General features: G+C 35.9%; 18 protein-coding genes. 4 read left to right on the top strand and 14 right to left on the bottom strand.

Annotation, left to right across the window (positions count from 1 at the left end):
• Positions 1–32: 32 nt before the first annotated feature.
• The 10 genes from J3U63_RS10220 to putP form a co-directional block, all read right to left on the bottom strand.
• Complete coding sequence (locus J3U63_RS10220; RefSeq protein ID WP_267333896.1) at positions 33–281, bottom strand: zinc-ribbon domain-containing protein; 249 nt, start codon at positions 279–281, stop codon at positions 33–35.
• 3 nt (positions 282–284) lie between these two features.
• On the bottom strand, positions 285–1,751 hold the full coding sequence (gene der, locus J3U63_RS10215; RefSeq protein ID WP_267348791.1) for a ribosome biogenesis GTPase Der: 1,467 nt from the start codon (positions 1,749–1,751) through the stop codon (positions 285–287).
• A 15-nt stretch (positions 1,752–1,766) separates the two neighbouring features.
• Positions 1,767–2,939: an outer membrane protein assembly factor BamB gene (bamB, locus tag J3U63_RS10210; RefSeq protein ID WP_267371419.1), complete on the bottom strand. Its 1,173-nt coding sequence runs from the start codon at positions 2,937–2,939 to the stop codon at positions 1,767–1,769.
• 26 nt (positions 2,940–2,965) lie between these two features.
• Positions 2,966–3,682, bottom strand: a complete 717-nt coding sequence (locus J3U63_RS10205; protein WP_267333899.1) for a YfgM family protein — start codon at positions 3,680–3,682, stop codon at positions 2,966–2,968.
• Between the two features lie 18 nt (positions 3,683–3,700).
• Complete coding sequence (hisS, locus tag J3U63_RS10200) at positions 3,701–4,978, bottom strand: histidine--tRNA ligase (protein ID WP_267371416.1); 1,278 nt, start codon at positions 4,976–4,978, stop codon at positions 3,701–3,703.
• 24 nt (positions 4,979–5,002) lie between these two features.
• On the bottom strand, positions 5,003–6,112 hold the full coding sequence (gene ispG, locus J3U63_RS10195; protein WP_065634500.1) for a flavodoxin-dependent (E)-4-hydroxy-3-methylbut-2-enyl-diphosphate synthase: 1,110 nt from the start codon (positions 6,110–6,112) through the stop codon (positions 5,003–5,005).
• A gap of 86 nt (positions 6,113–6,198) precedes the next feature.
• Positions 6,199–6,633: a helix-turn-helix domain-containing protein gene (locus J3U63_RS10190; RefSeq protein ID WP_065634499.1), complete on the bottom strand. Its 435-nt coding sequence runs from the start codon at positions 6,631–6,633 to the stop codon at positions 6,199–6,201.
• 58 nt (positions 6,634–6,691) lie between these two features.
• Positions 6,692–7,558 (bottom strand): pyridoxal kinase PdxY, encoded by an 867-nt coding sequence (gene pdxY / locus J3U63_RS10185; protein ID WP_267348795.1) that lies wholly within the window; start codon positions 7,556–7,558, stop codon positions 6,692–6,694.
• Between the two features lie 4 nt (positions 7,559–7,562).
• Positions 7,563–8,834 carry a tyrosine--tRNA ligase gene (tyrS, locus tag J3U63_RS10180; protein ID WP_218056882.1) on the bottom strand — a complete coding sequence of 424 codons (1,272 nt, stop codon included), beginning with the start codon at positions 8,832–8,834 and terminating at the stop codon, positions 7,563–7,565.
• Between the two features lie 53 nt (positions 8,835–8,887).
• On the bottom strand, positions 8,888–10,381 hold the full coding sequence (putP, locus tag J3U63_RS10175; RefSeq protein WP_416379599.1) for a sodium/proline symporter PutP: 1,494 nt from the start codon (positions 10,379–10,381) through the stop codon (positions 8,888–8,890).
• A gap of 255 nt (positions 10,382–10,636) precedes the next feature.
• On the opposite strand from putP, the gene nth reads away from it, so the two are divergent.
• Both nth and smrB read left to right on the top strand, forming a co-directional pair.
• A complete protein-coding gene (gene nth / locus J3U63_RS10170) occupies positions 10,637–11,275 on the top strand; it encodes an endonuclease III (RefSeq protein ID WP_065634495.1) in 639 nt (212 codons plus the stop codon).
• Between the two features lie 6 nt (positions 11,276–11,281).
• Positions 11,282–11,812 carry an endonuclease SmrB gene (gene smrB, locus J3U63_RS10165; RefSeq protein ID WP_267333904.1) on the top strand — a complete coding sequence of 177 codons (531 nt, stop codon included), beginning with the start codon at positions 11,282–11,284 and terminating at the stop codon, positions 11,810–11,812.
• A gap of 639 nt (positions 11,813–12,451) precedes the next feature.
• Here the strand turns inward: smrB and cgtA are convergent.
• The 4 genes from cgtA to rplU all read right to left on the bottom strand — a co-directional run bounded on the left by cgtA (position 12,452) and on the right by rplU (position 15,256).
• Entirely contained in the window at positions 12,452–13,618 is a 1,167-nt protein-coding gene (cgtA, locus tag J3U63_RS10160) for an Obg family GTPase CgtA (RefSeq protein WP_267371415.1), read from the bottom strand.
• Complete coding sequence (locus tag J3U63_RS10155; RefSeq protein ID WP_267333906.1) at positions 13,615–14,583, bottom strand: DMT family transporter; 969 nt, start codon at positions 14,581–14,583, stop codon at positions 13,615–13,617. Before J3U63_RS10155 ends, cgtA begins: the two co-directional genes overlap by 4 nt.
• Before the next feature lie 88 nt (positions 14,584–14,671).
• On the bottom strand, positions 14,672–14,932 hold the full coding sequence (gene rpmA / locus J3U63_RS10150) for a 50S ribosomal protein L27 (RefSeq protein WP_034915250.1): 261 nt from the start codon (positions 14,930–14,932) through the stop codon (positions 14,672–14,674).
• A gap of 15 nt (positions 14,933–14,947) precedes the next feature.
• Positions 14,948–15,256 (bottom strand): 50S ribosomal protein L21, encoded by a 309-nt coding sequence (gene rplU / locus J3U63_RS10145; RefSeq protein WP_025314436.1) that lies wholly within the window; start codon positions 15,254–15,256, stop codon positions 14,948–14,950.
• A gap of 738 nt (positions 15,257–15,994) precedes the next feature.
• Between rplU and J3U63_RS10140 the strand changes: the two genes are divergently transcribed.
• On the top strand, positions 15,995–17,017 hold the full coding sequence (locus tag J3U63_RS10140) for a DUF4272 domain-containing protein (protein WP_267333907.1): 1,023 nt from the start codon (positions 15,995–15,997) through the stop codon (positions 17,015–17,017).
• 307 nt (positions 17,018–17,324) lie between these two features.
• Positions 17,325–17,822, top strand: coding sequence for a MarR family winged helix-turn-helix transcriptional regulator (locus J3U63_RS10135; protein ID WP_267333908.1), 498 nt, complete (start codon positions 17,325–17,327; stop codon positions 17,820–17,822).
• Positions 17,823–17,834 lie beyond the last annotated feature (12 nt).

Genomic DNA, 17,834 nt, shown 5'->3' with positions numbered 1-17,834 from the left:
CCTCTTATGACTCTAATATAGATAAAGTCTTTTTACTCTGGTAAATAGTGAAATATCACCTTACTGCTAGCAATTAAACCATCAGTATGACAAATATAATTAATTGCACCACAACCTTTAATCATTTGAGCATTTTGCTGACAAATGGGACAAATGTATTGTTCAAGGTAGTGCTGCTTACAATGAGAACAGACATAGTGTTGAGGTGAAACAACTTGCATTTTACAATGGCATTTAGGACAAAAACCCTCTTTACCATCTATACTAACTTGCTCTGACATAAACTACTTTCGCCCCCTAACATGTTTCATCAATCGACGGCGTTTACGTTGTTGAGATGCGGTTAAACTATTTTTTCTGCCTTCAAATGGATTAGCACCTTCTTTAAACTGAATACGAATAGGTGATCCCATAATTTTCAATGAGCGTCTAAAATAATTCATCAAGTAGCGCTTATATGAATCAGGTAACTCTTCAACTTGATTACCATGAATCACAACGATCGGTGGATTATATCCTCCCGCATGAGCATATTTTAATTTAACTCTGCGCCCTTTAACTAAAGGTGGTTGATGATCATCTTGAGCCATCTGCATAATTTTAGTTAATAATGCAGTGTTAACTCGTCGTGTTGCACAATCATAGGCTTCTTGAATTGAATCAAACAAGTTGCCAACACCACTGCCATGGAGAGCAGAAATAAAATGAACACGTGCAAAATCGATAAAATCCAGTCTATCATCTAGCGTAGTTTTCACTTGTTCTTTAATATCTTGCGATAAGCCATCCCATTTATTCACCGCAATAACAAGTGAGCGCCCACTATTAATAATAAAGCCAAGGAGTGATAAATCCTGATCAGATATACCCTCTCTAGCATCAATGACTAAAATCACAACATTGGCATCTTCAATAGCTTGTAGTGTTTTAATAACAGAAAATTTTTCAACGGTTTCTGTCACCTTGCCACGCTTACGAACACCAGCAGTATCTATCACAACATATTCGCGCTCATCACGGGTCATAGGGATATAAATACTATCACGAGTGGTGCCGGGCATGTCATACACGACAACGCGCTCTTCACCTAGAATACGATTTGTTAGTGTTGACTTACCAACATTTGGACGACCAACAATAGCTACTTTAATTGGCTGATTAATCAATGATTCGGTTTCATCACCTAAATCATCGTATGATTCAGGTAAATCATCTAGTTCATTGTGAACACTAACTTCAGTTGCTTCTTCTGATTCAAATTGAAAAATTGGATCTAAGACAGTTTCGATTAATGAGGTTACGCCACGACCATGACTAGCCGCGATGGGGTGAATTTCACCTAATCCTAAGCCATAAAAGTCAGAAACAGCAGTATCGACATCAATACCATCAATTTTGTTAGCAACTAAAAAAGTCGCTTTTTGACGTGAGCGTAAATGCTTGGCAATAGCATGATCAGCAGGCATAACACCCGATCTAGCATCGACCAGAAAAAGCACAATATCGGCTTCTTCAATTGCTTGTAGGGATTGTTCAGCCATAAAGCTTTCAACCCCTTCTTCTGTGCCATCGATACCGCCGGTATCAATCACGATATATTCATGACCTTTGATCTCAGCTCGGCCATATTTACGATCACGAGTTAATCCTGGAAAATCAGCGACTAAGGCGTCTCGAGTCCGAGTTAAGCGATTAAATAAAGTCGACTTTCCAACATTCGGACGACCAACTAGTGCTACTACAGGTATCATGTTTATCTAATTACCTTAATTTTTTGTAAATGCGTAAATATCACCATTTTTTGCTTGGACAATTAATTTATTGTCCACAACTAATGGTCGGGAGATTAATCCACTACTACTTACTTGTGTTTTAGCAACAATTTCACCATTGTCTTTATTTAGCCAATACAAATAACCCTCAAAATCACCCACAACAATATAATTTTGATACACAACAGGATCGGTTAATTGACGATGTAAAAGACTGGATTGAGTCCAATCGACAGCCCCACCATTTTTAGTGATAGCTTGGATATTGTCATCTTGATCAACAACAAATAGTTGATGGGAATCAACTGCAAAACTGTGCGTTGAGCCAATTTGTTTTTTCCATACAACTTGACCATTACTTAAATCTAATGCAGCAACATTACCATTATACCCTACAGCATAAACAAGATTGCCTTCAACAACTGGTGTGGAATCAACATCGTTCAATTTTGCAATTTCAGTTGAACCTGTTGGTTGCGAAATACGCTGCTGCCAAATAAGTTGTCCATCTTTAATAAAGTAAGCATCAACACGTCCATTATCATCACCGACAATTGCAGCACCATGAGCTATAGTTGGTGTTGAATTCCCCCTTAAAGATAAAGCAGGAACATCAAAAGACACATCCCATAATTCATCGCCAGTGTTACGATTAAGTCCTTGTAGTACACCGTTAGCAGTATGTATGATTAATTTATCTTCTGAAGATACAGGGCGCGCTAAGACTTCACCTTTCACCGGTTTTTCCCAAACCACTTTACCACTATTGCGTTCTAAAGCATAAACAACTGCTCGTTCACTGCCTACATATACATAATTATCATCTGCACTTACGCCACCAGAAAATAAAGCTGTTTTACTGCTAAATAAGGTACTTTGTGATAAATTGATATCCCAAATCGTATTACCGCTTGATACATCAAGGGCTTTTACCTGACCACTACGACTCGCTACATAAATAGCATTATCATAATTAATCGGCCCTAATAAAGAGTAAATTTGCGTATTACCTGATGTACTATTTCGCCAAATTTGTTGAATAGGAAATTGATTGTTGACTGTCGGTGATGGTGAAATTTGAACCACATCTTCTTCACCACCAAATAACGAGCATCCAGCAAGTGAGAACATTAAAACACCGGTAAAAAAACATTTTGATAACTTCATTTTAAAGACCCTTATAGCAGGATAAATTAATTTTTATTTTGTTCTGTTGTTGCTTGTTGTGTCTGAGCTTTCTGCTCAGTTTTAGCTTGTTCTTCTTGTTCAACTTGTTGTTTAGCTTTTAAATATTCAGCTTGATTTAACTTCATTTTGATATTTGTTTCTAACTCTTTAGTTGGTCCCGAAGTTAAAGCGAGATTATATGCATCAACTGCATCACTGTAACGCTCTAATTTGACTAATATATCACCACGCAGATCGTTAACAATTGGCGCCCAACTTTTTTCAGTGATATTCGTTAACGAATTTAAGCTATCTTGATATTGACCTTGCTGATTTTGTAAGCGAGCAATACGAACATAAATGAGCGATTTTATCGGTTCTGCATCAGTCTTTTTCAGCGAATCAGTTAGCAATGTTTGCGCGCCAGCATAATCTTTTAATACATCAACATAAAACTTAGCTGCACGTAAATTAGCAAACACACTATAAACAGTATCATTATCTTTAGCAAAGGCAACTAATTCATTGACAGAATCGGATTTTGTCTCATCTAACTTTTTAATTAATTGCTCATATCGATCTGATGATTCTATCGATTGATTCACTTTATAAGATTGCCAGTAACGCCATCCATAAAAGCCTAATAATCCAATTACGATAACTGCTACAATAATTTTCCATGTCTTAGCAAGAAATTCTTTTATCATCGAAAATTGTTCTTCACTCGTTAATTGATGACTCACTTTTTTCTCCTATTTTCCTTATTCTATTGCTAAACAAGTTTGAACAATGTTGGCCTTTGCAACTTCAATTTGTTCACCTGTTTTCAAATTTTTAATCGTAACTGTTTGGTTTGCAATTTCATTTTCGCCAATAATGACGGCTATTTTAGCACCTAATTTATCTGCTTTCGCAAATTGTTTCTTAAAATTACTTGATCCATAATTAGTCACAATTCGTTTGTTAGGTAATCCATCGCGTAATTGTTCTGCAATACATTGTGCCGCTGAAATCGTTTTTTCATCGCCTGATGAAATCATATAGATATCAATCGCGTTTTCTTGCGTAAATGATGGATTTACCGCCTGAACTAATAATACTAAACGTTCAAGCCCCATCGCAAATCCTACTGCTGGCGTAGGTTGCCCACCGAGTTGGCTAACCAGTCCATCATAACGACCGCCACCACAAACAGTCCCTTGCGCACCTAAACTACTTGTTACCCATTCAAAAACAGTACGATTATAGTAATCTAAGCCGCGAACTAATCTTTGATTAATATTGTATTTTATTCCTGCATTATCTAACAATCGACATAAGCCTTCAAAATGCTGCTTAGAATCGTCATCTAAATAATCAAATAATTTTGGCGCTTGGTTAAGCAACTCTTGTACTACTGGATTTTTTGAATCAAGGACTCTTAGTGGATTAGTATACATTCTACGTAAACAGTCTTCATCCAATTTATCTTTATGTTGCTCAAGAAAGTCAACTAAAGCTTTTCGATAATTCGCTCTTGCCTCAAGTGAACCGATTGAATTTAATTCTAAAGAAGTATGTTTTTCAATACCTAAGGCTTTCCAAAAGCGTGCAGTTAACAATATCAGTTCAGCGTCAATATTGGGACCTTCAAGTCCAAATACTTCAACACCAAATTGATGAAATTGACGATATCGTCCTTTTTGCGGTTTTTCATAGCGAAAAGCAGGACCTAAATACCAAAGGCGCTGTTCTTGGTTATAAAACATCCCATGCTCAATACCTGCACGTACACAACCAGCCGTTATTTCTGGACGTAAGGTAATACTTTCATCATTACGATCGTTGAAAGTATACATCTCTTTTTCAACAATATCAGTTACTTCACCTACGGCTCTTTTGAAGAGTGCTGTATCTTCAACAATGGGGGTTCTTATTTCATTATAGCCATAGCTATTTAAAACACCTTTGACAATTTTTTCTATCTGTTGCCAACTTGCACTATCTGCTGGGAGTAAATCATTCATTCCCCGTATTGATTGGATTTTTTTCTCTGCCATTCGTTTATTCGCTATTAAATAAAATTATAATTCAGTTGCTACAATTCGGTTTTTCAAAATCGAGGCTTTGGCTCGAATTTTGGATTCTAATTCATCAATCATTTTTTCGTTATCAATTCGACCTATACGCACACCATCTTCATAAAAGCCACTTTTATTATGTCCACCAGCAACGCCCATTGTCGACGCAAGTGCCTCACCAGGGCCATTGACAACACATCCAATAATAGAGACATCCATTGGAGTAATAATATCTTCTAATCGTTGCTCTAATATATTTACAGTGTTAATTACATCAAACTCTTGTCTTGAACAGGTAGGGCAAGCAATAAAATTGATGCCTCTTGCGCGTATACGTAACGATTTTAAAATATCAAATCCGACTTTAACTTCTTCCGTCGGGTCTGCTGCTAACGATACACGAAGCGTATCACCAATACCTTCAGACAGTAGTAAACCTAACCCTATTGCCGATTTTACCGCACCACTACGCACGCCCCCCGCTTCAGTTATACCTAAATGTAAGGGTTGCTTAATTTGCTTCGCTAATAATCGATAAGCATCTACCGCAGTAAAAACGTCCGATGCTTTAACGCTTACTTTAAATTGTTCAAATCCAAGCCGGTCGAGTATATCCACATGCCGCATCGCCGATTCAACAATTGCTTGAGGTGTCGGTTCGCCATATTTTTCTTGAATATCTTTTTCTAAAGAACCCGAGTTAACACCAATTCTTATCGGAATATTTTTATCTTTTGCACAATCAACAACCGAGCGAATTCGGGTTTCATTACCAATATTACCTGGATTAATTCTTAAACAATCCACACCATATTCAGCAACTTTTAAAGCAATACGATAGTCAAAATGAATATCAGCTATGAGTGGAACTTTAGCCTGTTGTTTAATATATTTAAACGCTTCAGCTGCATCCATAGTTGGAACTGATACTCGCACAATATCAACACCTACGCGTTCAAGTGCTTGTATTTGAGCAACTGTTTTGGCAACATCAGTTGTACGAGTATTGGTCATCGATTGAACTGCTATAGGCGCACCACCACCTATAGGTACGTTGCCAACATAAATCCTTGTAGATTCTCGTCTAATAATCGGTGAATCTTGATGACTCATAACCTGCCTAATTATATTACAAAATAACTAGCCAGTAATCTTAACAAGATTTAAAGCAAAAGTCTGTATGAGAATAACAAAATTTGCTAACTATTAACATGGTTAGACGTCGAGGGAGAAATATAATGGCTAACTTCAACAAAATTACTTTTATTTGCTTTATTAACACAATATAGAGTGATACCTAATGCACATAAAATGACAAAAATAATCATAAACCAGATTCCTTTTCCGCGTTTACGCTTATAATTACATTGATAATTACTCTTTTGTTGGGAAGGATATTGCTCAGATAGCTGATCAATATAAGGTTGATACTCTTGAGCGGATAAACCAACAAGTTCAGCATAAGAACGAATATATCCTTTAACAAATACGAGGGGGGTTGTAATTATCTGTCCGGTTTCAATATCTTCAATAATCGTTTTGCGGACATGGATTTTATTGGCGATATCATCTTGAGTTAACCCCATTTTTTCCCTTAAATCTGAAAGTTTTTCTCCTAATGATATAGTATCCATTATCCCCTCATTTATTTTGTTAAACGCAATTTAGTTTTATTTTTACATATTTTAATAATTAATCAATTTTTTTTGCACGAAACCAATGAGTTGGTTTTTCAATTTCATTTTGTGCTGCAACTAATTGTAATTCATATTCGTGTTGTTTTAAAGTTTCAAGCATCACTGCATATACCGCAGCAGTGGTATGTTCTAATGCCTCAACAAGCGATTTTCCAAGTAATATATTCGCCAAAAATAATCCACTTGTCATATCACCAACACCAACCGGTTGTTTAACACCAAAATCAACTAATGGACGGCTTATATGCCAAGCTTCATGTTGTGTAACTAGTAACATTTCAAAATTATCTTTGTTATAGCCTGCTCGGCTTAAATGTTTGACTAAAATAACTTTAGGACCTTTATTACAAATTTTTCGGCAAGCAATAACTGCTTCATCAACATTACTAATGTGTTGTTTATCATTTAGCTCTTCTAATTCGAGAATGTTAGGCGCCATCATGTCAGCAACAGATAAAGCGGTATTACATAAAAACTCAGCAACACCGGGCGCAACAATACAACCTTTTTCAGGATGTCCCATCACAGGATCGCAAAAGTAAATCGCATTTGGGTTGACCGTTTTGACCTTTTTAACAACCTCAATAATTGCATTGCCTTGTTCTGGCGAACCCATATATCCACTTAAAACTGCATCACACCGCTTTAATTCATGAATTTGATTAATTCCATCAACAATCTCAGTCAAGTGCGATGCTGGCATTACCGTTCCAGTCCATTGTTGATATTGTGTATGATTAGAAAATTGTACGGTATTTAAAGGCCATACATTTACACCAATACGACGCATAGGAAATACAGCCGCACTATTACCAGCATGACCAAATACCACATGTGACTGGATCGATAAAATATTTTTCACTCGATTATCCCCAAATTAACAAACAGTAATATTTTTTACCACGACGCAGTAAAGTATAACGATTAAACAGTTTATCGCTATCAGTAAAACGGTAATCAATTGTTGAGTTACGTTCTCCATTTACCGAAATGGCATTTGATTCTATCATGGTTCTGGCCTGACCTCGGGAAGGTGCAAACTGTGCATTAACGATTGCTTGTTGTAAATCAGCATCACTTTCAATTGATAGTGTTGGCATACCATCTTGCGCTAACTGTTCAAAATCTGCTTGCGATAAATCACTCAATTTTCCTGAAAAAAGACTTTCGGTAATACGTTTCGCGGCAATTAGCCCCTCTTCACCATGCACTAATCGAGTCACTTCCTCTGCCAATACATATTGAGCCCTTGGTGCAACGCCACTATTTTTGTCTTCTTCTTCCAGTGCATCAATTTCACTTAATGGCATGAAAGTGAAGAATTTTAAGAAGCGATATACATCAGCATCAGCCGTATTAATCCAAAATTGATAGAATTTATATGGACTAGTCTTTTTCGGATCAAGCCAAACAGCACCACTTTCTGTTTTACCAAATTTAGTTCCGTCAGATTTTGTGATTAATGGCACAGTTAAGCCATATACCTGTTTTTGATGTAAACGGCGGGTTAAATCAATACCTGCGGTAATATTTCCCCATTGATCTGAGCCACCAATTTGTAATACGACACTGTGAGATTTATTTAAGCACGCAAAATCATAAGATTGTAATAGACTATAAGAAAACTCAGTAAATGAAATGCCTTGCTCATCGCGGTCAATACGTTGCTTCACTGATTCTTTATTAATCATAGCATTGACTGAAAAATACTTACCAACATCACGTAAAAAAGTGAGCACATTCATACCACTAAACCAATCATAGTTGTTGGCAACAATGGCGGCATTTTCACCACAATTAAAATCTAAAAATGGTGATACTTGTTGTTTAATTTTTTCACTCCATTCAACAACTGTTTCTTCTGTATTGAGTTTACGTTCAACGGCTTTAAAACTCGGGTCACCAATTAAACCCGTTGCGCCACCGACCAAAGCTATCGGTTTATGGCCAGCTAATTGAAAGCGTTTTAAACAAAGTAAAGGAACTAAATGACCAAGATGCAAACTATCGGCAGTAGGATCAAAACCACAATAAAGCGCAATGGGATGTTGTTCTATGAGTTCTACCAGTGCTTTTTCATCAGTAAGCTGAGCAATCAGTCCACGCTCTTGCAGTTGTTTGATCACATTTTTTGTCATGATATTTACCTATTATATTTTGTTACGTTTAGAGTTTACTTTAAATAAAAATTTTATTCTGCTTTATTATGAAAACGTTTATACGCCTGTTTAAAATGGTCTGCCACAACTTCGTTAGGTCTGTTATCGCATAAACTAACAATCACAATGGCAATAGATGCAAATAAAAATCCAGGAATAAGTGAGTAAAGGTTAAACCAATTAAAATTGATCCAAAGCAACACGGTTATTGCACCAATCACCATTCCCGCTAATGCACCATTACGTGTCATTCTTGACCAAAATACAGAAAAAACAATAATTGGTCCAAAAGCTGCGCCAAATCCTGCCCAAGCATGACTAACTAAATCAAGTACACTGTTATTAGGGTTTATTGCTAATAAAATAGCGATAACCGAAACCAATAGCACCATAATACGCCCCACCCAAACAAGTTCGCGCTGTTTAGCGTTTGGTCTTAAAAAGGCACGGTAAAAATCTTCGGTTAAAGCACTTGAGCAAACAAGTAGCTGACAACTTAACGTGCTCATTACTGCAGCTAAGATTGCAGCAAGTAAAATACCAGCAATCCAAGGATTAAACAGTAATTTTGATAGCTCAATAAAAATACGTTCATGCTTACCATTATTAATTAAGTAAGCTAAATCTGGGTTATTAGCAAAATAGGCGATTCCAAAAAAACCAACCGTAATGGCACCGACTAAACATAAAATCATCCATGTCATACTAATTCGACGAGCATTTTTCATTACCTCATGTGAATCAGCAGCCATAAACCTTGCTAAAATATGCGGTTGACCAAAATAACCTAATCCCCATCCTAATAAAGAGATAATAGAGATAAAGTCCATATGGGCAAAGATATTTATATAATCGGGATTAAGTGATTCAATATGAACAATAGCATCATTAAAACCACCTGCATTAGCTATAACCATAATTGGGGTTAAAATCAGGGCAAACATCATTAAACTAGCTTGAATCGTATCAGTCCAGCTCACCGCTAAAAAACCCCCAATAAAAGTATAGGCAATAGTCGCACCAGCGCCAGCTAACATTGCCCAACCATAGCTCATACCAAATGTACTTTCGAATAATTTTGCGCCAGCAACGACACCAGAAGCACAATAAATGGTAAAAAAGATCAGAATAATTACTGCCGAAATAATACGAAGTAAAGAGCTCTTATCATCAAATCGTCGAGCAAAATAGTCTGGTAATGTTAAAGAATTATGGTTAATTTCGGTAAAAACACGTAACCTGCCAGCAATGAGTAACCAATTTAGATAAGCACCGATTATCAAACCAATAGCAATCCAACTCTGAGATATACCGAATAAAAAAACGGCACCGGGAAGCCCCATTAACAACCAGCCACTCATATCAGAAGCACCGGCTGAAAGTGCTGTCACAACACTACCGATACGACGCCCACCGAGAATATAATCACCAAAGTTTTGCGTTGCACGAAACGCAAAAAAACCGATCGCAATCATCCCTAAAATGTACACACTAAAGGTGACAATCATTGGTAACGACATTTTTATAAAAAACCTTGTATTATGAAATTGAAATAGTGGGGTAGCTTATCATAAAAAGACGATGCTAAAAAGCAGGCTATTTAGGTATTTGAATCAATAAAAAATCAATAGCAAACCGTTATAAACATTATACTATTGGCTAATAGTCATATAGTATTGCTTATATTTATTTTAAATAACGCAATTTAACTTACCGATAAAGTCCAAATAAAGTATATAATATTAACCCAACATTCCACTATTTTTGATTATAATTAGTTTGTGAAACAATCAACTCGAATTCAGATTCTAGAAAGACTGAAAGAACATATTAAAGATCCTACAACAGAACTAGTATATCAAACACCCTTTGAATTACTTATTGCTGTTGTATTATCTGCTCAAGCAACTGACGTTAGTGTTAATAAAGCAACCAAACCGCTATTTGCTGTTGCTAACACGGCCGAGCAAATATTAGCACTGGGTGTTGATAAGTTGAAAAGTTATATCCGCACCATCGGTTTATATAATAGTAAAGCCGAAAATATCATTAAAACTTGCCAGATATTAGTCAATAAATATCAAGGTCAAGTGCCAGAAAATTTTGATTCATTAATTGAACTGCCAGGAGTTGGCAGGAAAACCGCTAATGTAGTACTTAACACAGCTTTTGGTTGGCCTACAATTGCTGTTGATACCCATATTTTTCGTGTATGTAACCGGACTGGTTTTGCACCCGGTAAAAACGTAGAGCAAGTCGAAGAAAAACTGTTAAAAGTTGTACCTAAAGCGTACAAACTAAACTGCCATCACTGGCTGATTTTACATGGTCGATATACTTGTATTGCTAGAAAACCAAGATGTGGCTCTTGTGTTATTGAAGATTTATGTGAATTTAAAGAAAAAATCTACCCTGAGTGATAATCAATGACAAATAAATATACATTGGATGACGAAGATATAAACTTATTTAAAAGTAGTATTGGTCATACTAAACAATTAAAACAAGATACTGTCATTCATCAACCGCAAAAACGGTCACAAAAAATAATGGAAACACAAAAACTTCAACATGAAAAAGGTCATGCTGAGTTCTATTTTTCTGACACCTATCAACCACTATTACAAGATGACCCAATTCGTTATATACGAGAAAATGCCGATCCATTTGAACTTAAGAAATTACGACGAGGTTTTTACGATCCCGAATTTTTTTTAGATTTGCATGGTTTAACCCAACAAGAGGCAAAAAAGGAAATAGCAGCCCTTATCGCAGCCTGCTTAAAAGAAGGGGCACACTGCGCTTGTATTATGTATGGTCATGGTAAGAATATTTTAAAAAAACAAACACCAATGTGGTTAGCCCAGCATCCGCATATAATCTGTTTTCATCAAGCCCCCAAAGAATTTGGCGGCAGTGCAGCATTATTGATTTTATTTGATATAATTAATCAATAGATATTGCTAATTCTATCCCAACAATTATTTGAATTGAGCATAATGATTGTATATCATTGATTCAACGCTATTTTTATAAAACTAATAAAACTCATACCCTAAAAAGTCTATAGCCTTGGGTCTAATTAAAAATAGCATTATTTATTATATAGAATTTTTTGATCTCTATTTAACGATGTCACAACATTTATAGATGATATTTCTAAATAGTGTATTAGAATTTAATACATTATTTTAAAATTTGGCTTTGTTGGTTAATGGAGTAAATGCAATAGCGCACAATAATAAGTGGCTTATTAGTTATACAAAAAACGGATTTAGCTTAGTGCTAAATGAAAAAAGCCAGCTTAGTTAGTGCTAGGCTGGCAAACATTGGAAGCAATGTGAGCAATGTCATACTTTTTCAGAAGTCTTGCGACGCTCTAACAAAGTACAAATTAATGATAATAATTCTCATTACTAAAATCAAGCATTATTTTTGACTTTTTTCAAAAAAAGGGTAAAAAAACTTTCAAACTCAATGGTTTTTAATTTTGACAATGAAGAATATTTAGAAAAAACAGTTAAAAAAGCAGAGCATAACCCTGCTTTTTTGTAAGAGATTAAATTTTGTAAAGAATAAAAAATGCATATCAACATCTATTTTTGGTAAATAAATTCGACGCCTTCCTCATCACTTTCATCCCAGTCGTCAAAATCATCATCGTCATCAAAAGCATCGTCCATAGCTTGTTGATGATAATCATCCCACATAAATTCAACTTTTTCGGGTGAGTTTTCTTCTTGTTCAATTTCTCGTGGGTGAGCATTCATATATTCCATCAGATCCCAACACAAAGATTTTACACCTTCATGATTGACCGCAGAAATCAAATAATATTTATCATCCCAATTAAGTGCTTTCGCGATTTCGGCGGCTCGGTTAGCACTTTCTTCTTCACCTAATACATCCATTTTATTAAACACTAACCAGCGTGGTTTACTGGCGAGTTTTTCACTATATTGATGGAGTTCTTGAATGATCACTTTTGCATTTTCAACAGGATCAGTACCATCAATCGGTGCAATATCAACTAAATGGACTAATACCCGGCATCGTTCAAGATGTTTTAAAAAGCGAATTCCAAGCCCAGCCCCTTCAGCAGCACCTTCAATCAACCCAGGTATATCAGCAACCACAAAGCTTTGTTCGTTATCCATTCTAACCACACCTAAACTCGGTACTAATGTTGTAAAAGGATAATCTGCAACTTTAGGCTTAGCTGCCGATACTGAACGAATAAACGTTGATTTACCCGCATTAGGTAAACCAAGCATTCCCACATCAGCAAGTAATAATAACTCTAATAAAACATCCCGCTTTTCACCCGGCGTACCATCGGTTTTCTGTCTTGGTGCGCGGTTAACTGACGATTTGAAACGAGCATTTCCCAAGCCATGAAAGCCACCTTTGGCAACTAAGACTTTTTGTTGATGATGAGTTAAATCACCAATTATTTCACCAGTATATTTATCGGTAATACGTGTTCCAACAGGCACTTTAACGGTAATATCTTTACCACGTTTACCCGTACAATCAGAACCTTGCCCATTTTGTCCGCGCTCTGCGCGATAATTTTTTTCAAACTGAAAATCAACCAAGGTGTTCAAGTTTTCATCGGCAACAAAAAACACATCACCACCGTCACCACCATCACCACCATCTGGACCACCTTTAGGTATATACTTTTCCCGACGAAAACCTACACAACCATTGCCACCATCTCCGGCTTCAACTCGAATTGTAGCTTCATCAACAAATTTCATAAATTTTCCTCTTTTTTTCGGTTAATCAGCAAACCTTTTCTTGGTTGCCAAATATGGTGTCCAATTGTTGCAAACATCGCCCCGGCAACAACCGATATTGCGCCAATATAACCTAAAATATTTAAATATTGCATGGCAAACTTTTCTGGCCAAATTAATGCAAATAAATCAGAGAAGATCAATGAAAACAACGGTGTGAGTGTTGTTATAGCACTAACTTGAGCAGCTTGCCAACGCTCCATAGCCATTACTAATGCGCCATAAGCGATAATAGTATTTAAACCACAAAAAATAATGGCAAATAATTGTGTTGCATCAGCATGAGCAATTTTACTTGGCGAAGCAAGTGGCCATAAAAATACAGTACAAATTAGATAAATTAACCAAAGTAATTGTTCTGCGCGCAATTTACGTAATAATACCTTTTGCGCAAGAGCATAACTGGCCCACGAAACAGATGCAAGCAAGCCCAGCCAAACACCAATACCATAAGTAGACATATTAGAAAAAAGGTCAGCAATATTTTTATTAAAAAATAGTACTAAACCAGTTAACAATACCAAAATACCAATAATTTGGGTTGGTCTTAATCTTTCTTTAAAGATGAAAGCACTTGCTATCATAAATATCACAATACCGGTTTGGCCAACAACTTGCGCAGTTGTCGCCGACAGATATTGAACAGCGCTAGCAAATAACGCAAAATTACCGAGCAAACCAAACCCAGCAATCATTAATAAGATAAAACGGCGACGTTTTTTAAACATAATTAAATTAGGAAATTGCTTTTTATAAGCAAGCCATATCGTAATTCCAATCGCAGACATCCCTAGCCGAGACCACGCTAAAGTCAATGGATCAACAACGGCTAATGCATATTTCATTGCAATTGGCACTATGCCCCACATAACTGCCGTTAACATGGCTAATGCAAAACCTAATTTTACATTTTGCTGTTTTATCATAATAGATAATATTATATAAAATTTAAGAAATGAAAAAAGCCCCACAATAACTGTGAGGCTTCTATAATTTTTTTTAAACCGTTTCTAATTAGCTGTTAGCAACGACACTAACATACCGACGGTTTTTAGGACCTTTAACTTCGAACTTTACTTGTCCGTCAATTAAAGCAAATAAGGTATGGTCACGACCACAACCTACATTAGTACCTGGGTGAAATTGCGTTCCACGCTGACGAACTAAAATATTACCAGCAAGAACTTCTTGACTACCATAACGTTTAACACCTAAACGTTTACTTTGGGAATCACGACCGTTACGTGATGAACCACCAGCCTTCTTATGTGCCATTGTTCGATACTCCTATTAAGCGATTGCAGTGATCTTCACATCAGTGAACCACTGACGGTGACCTTGTTGTTTACGATAGTGTTTACGACGACGGAATTTAACAATTTTTACCTTGTCACCACGACCGTGTTCAACAATTTCTGCTTTAATTGTTGCACCTTCAACAAACGGAGCACCAACTTTGATGTCTTCACCATTTGCTACCATTAAAACTTTATCGAAAACAACTTCTGCGCCGGTTTCGACTTCAATTTTTTCCAAGCGAACGACTTGTCCTTCGCTAACTCGGTGTTGCTTACCACCACTTTGGAAAACTGCGTACATACTTAACTCCGCAATAAAAAGCAGACGATTACTTGATTTAAAATATATGTCTGCATTGATTAATCTTATAGGGCGTGAATTTTACGCAAAATTTATCCTTGTTGCAAGCTCTGATTTCTAAAAGATCGCAAAAAGTTACAAAAAAGATCAGAGGCATACACTTTTCAACTTAGAATAACGATAAATGATTATTTCTTTTACGATATTTATTATCAAATACTATTGAGTCTTAACGCGGTAAAAATAAAGCTACGCTGTCATGTATCAATTATAACCGCTCTTGGTTTTCAAGTGAAATAGCTTAGTTTCACTTTTTTACTTACTCTAATCAGATAACAAGAATATGCAGTATATTTACCGATAAGCTTAATCCTTGATTAATTAAACTGAAAAGCCATCAAATTTTAACCACAATGACATTAAATAAAATACCGTATCATCAATTAGATGATATCAAGATATTCGTTATTAAATTGTCAGTAAAATACGTAAAAAGTAGACATCAAAAGTCTCTAACAAAACTAAATTTTAAAGTCAGAAAAATAATAGCAGGTTGTTTATATTGTAAACAGTAAATTCAATAAAAAAGCCAAGTATGACTTAACCTCGTTGCATAAATAAAATGTTCCCTTTTATTAATTAATATAAATTAATTAATTAGTTGATAAAAAACTTATTTTTATTATGATAAATTTTATACTTCTATATACATGAAATTTAAGATAAGGTCAGTTTAAAATGTCTACATTAATTACTGCTTACTCAACCCTCACCAATCCACCTGCTATTGATTTTCCGTGTAAACTACTTAATCAACTAAGCTTAGAATCATCTGAACTTCCCGATCACCTTGATGATTTTATCGGTTTTGTGATGAACGCAGGAGACGGAGAAATGAATTCTCGTCGTTATGCTTTATATCGTCATATACAAAGAGTACGACATCTGTTTAGTATTGAAATTGACGAAGATAAATTTGATCAGTTCGCCGATTGGGGCTGGCGAGCTAACGTAATTATTTATCTATATGACAATACTATTCGTAACCCTGACGGCGATGTGTTGCAAGATCCTTATGGCAAGTTTGATAAAAATGCCACCATGCCTTATCCTTTAGATGCAAAACAACGTAAAGCAAAAACAGAACAATATTTAAAAGAACTTGGTATAAACGTTCCCACCAGTTTACCGCCTGTCGTTGCTGAATCTGAAGTAGTATTAAGATCGCCTGACGAGATAGCCCATCGAGCTTTAGCTTTGATGATATGTTGCATTCAAGCAGAAGGCTTTTATGAAAACGACCCCATCGATCCTGATGAGTTTAAACAGCGTTGCCCGATCGGTTATGCTGCTCTATCCGATAATGAACGAGCGTTTATCCACAGTAAGCAACCAGAACAAAAAGATGTAATCAATAAGTCTTGGCGATATGAAGCTTTATTAGCTTTACAATGGGCAATTGAGTGGCAATCTCAGTTACCTTTTGCAGATACTGTATGTGATTCATCTGATTTAGTTAATCAAGCAATGAACTATAACCAACAACCAAATCAGTCTGTCAATTTAAGACCAGTGAGTGAAATATTGGATGCTTTAGATTTACATTATCGTTTACATTGGTTAACAAGAGAATACGGGCGTGAGGATAAGGCGCTTCCTGCATCAATTAACGGCGGTGTGATTTACGAACGCCATTACGCATTAAACTGGCTAACCAATTTTGAAAATGCTGATTGGGATGATGTGGATACGCCAACTTGATTTATAAGCGCTATTTAAAACCATAAACCCTCTGAACAAATAGAGGGAATTGCCATCAATCGATACACAAACGAACACAATAATTTAGATTTTAACTGCAAGATGTTTTACTTAAAATCCACATAATCCTAACTAAAGGATTATGTTAAGTGAAGTAAGCACATACTTGTGGTGAGATCTTATCCGTAAAATCTAATTATTTAACAAAACTTGCTAATATTTGACACTAAAAAGCGTGTAAAAAATTAATTGATAATTGTAGTGAAATTTGTATAATTAGCCGACTAAATAAATTGAGTAATGATAATTGAATTACAATTCAAGAATGCTACCATCTCGTGAAACTTTAGCACGAGCGCAAAGATTTAATGATGATGTTGTTGACGTTTCGGGTGTGGATCTAGTATTAAGCTTGATCACCACAGCAGATTTAATTCGAGCAAATATTTATGCACAGTTAACCAAAGATTATGGTGTATCTGAAGGCAAGTTTGCTTTATTAATGTCGCTCTATTCTGAAGGCGAAACTAATGCCAGCGATTTAGCATTGCGAATAGGCGTAACACCGGCAACCGTTTCAATTATGGTCAAGCGAATGCTTGCAGCATCAAGCCCTTTAATATCAATGAGCAAAAGTGGAGAAGATGGCCGTACACGTCTGATCGCTTTAACTGATGCTGGCATTAAACTTATTCATAACGCATTACCCAATCATCTCAAAGCTATCCGGGCTTTTGCTCAAGTTTTAGATAGCCAAGAACAAGAATCTTTAATACAGATGTTACGTAAATTATTACGAAAATAAACGACTTTATTA

Source organism: Gilliamella sp. B2838 (assembly GCF_026536185.1).
Lineage (GTDB): Bacteria > Pseudomonadota > Gammaproteobacteria > Enterobacterales > Orbaceae > Gilliamella.
This window is presented reverse-complemented; position numbering and strand designations above follow the sequence as displayed.

Coding starts and splice junctions, on each gene's coding strand:
- J3U63_RS10220 (WP_267333896.1), bottom strand. CDS start 281: ATGTCAGAGCAAGTTAGTATAGATGGTAAAGAGGGTTTTTGTCCTAAA.
- der (WP_267348791.1), bottom strand. CDS start 1,751: ATGATACCTGTAGTAGCACTAGTTGGTCGTCCGAATGTTGGAAAGTCG.
- bamB (WP_267371419.1), bottom strand. CDS start 2,939: ATGAAGTTATCAAAATGTTTTTTTACCGGTGTTTTAATGTTCTCACTT.
- hisS (WP_267371416.1), bottom strand. CDS start 4,978: ATGGCAGAGAAAAAAATCCAATCAATACGGGGAATGAATGATTTACTC.
- ispG (WP_065634500.1), bottom strand. CDS start 6,112: ATGAGTCATCAAGATTCACCGATTATTAGACGAGAATCTACAAGGATT.
- J3U63_RS10190 (WP_065634499.1), bottom strand. CDS start 6,633: ATGGATACTATATCATTAGGAGAAAAACTTTCAGATTTAAGGGAAAAA.
- tyrS (WP_218056882.1), bottom strand. CDS start 8,834: ATGACAAAAAATGTGATCAAACAACTGCAAGAGCGTGGACTGATTGCT.
- smrB (WP_267333904.1), top strand. CDS start 11,282: ATGACAAATAAATATACATTGGATGACGAAGATATAAACTTATTTAAA.
- cgtA (WP_267371415.1), bottom strand. CDS start 13,618: ATGAAATTTGTTGATGAAGCTACAATTCGAGTTGAAGCCGGAGATGGT.
- J3U63_RS10155 (WP_267333906.1), bottom strand. CDS start 14,583: ATGATAAAACAGCAAAATGTAAAATTAGGTTTTGCATTAGCCATGTTA.
- rpmA (WP_034915250.1), bottom strand. CDS start 14,932: ATGGCACATAAGAAGGCTGGTGGTTCATCACGTAACGGTCGTGATTCC.
- rplU (WP_025314436.1), bottom strand. CDS start 15,256: ATGTACGCAGTTTTCCAAAGTGGTGGTAAGCAACACCGAGTTAGCGAA.
- J3U63_RS10140 (WP_267333907.1), top strand. CDS start 15,995: ATGTCTACATTAATTACTGCTTACTCAACCCTCACCAATCCACCTGCT.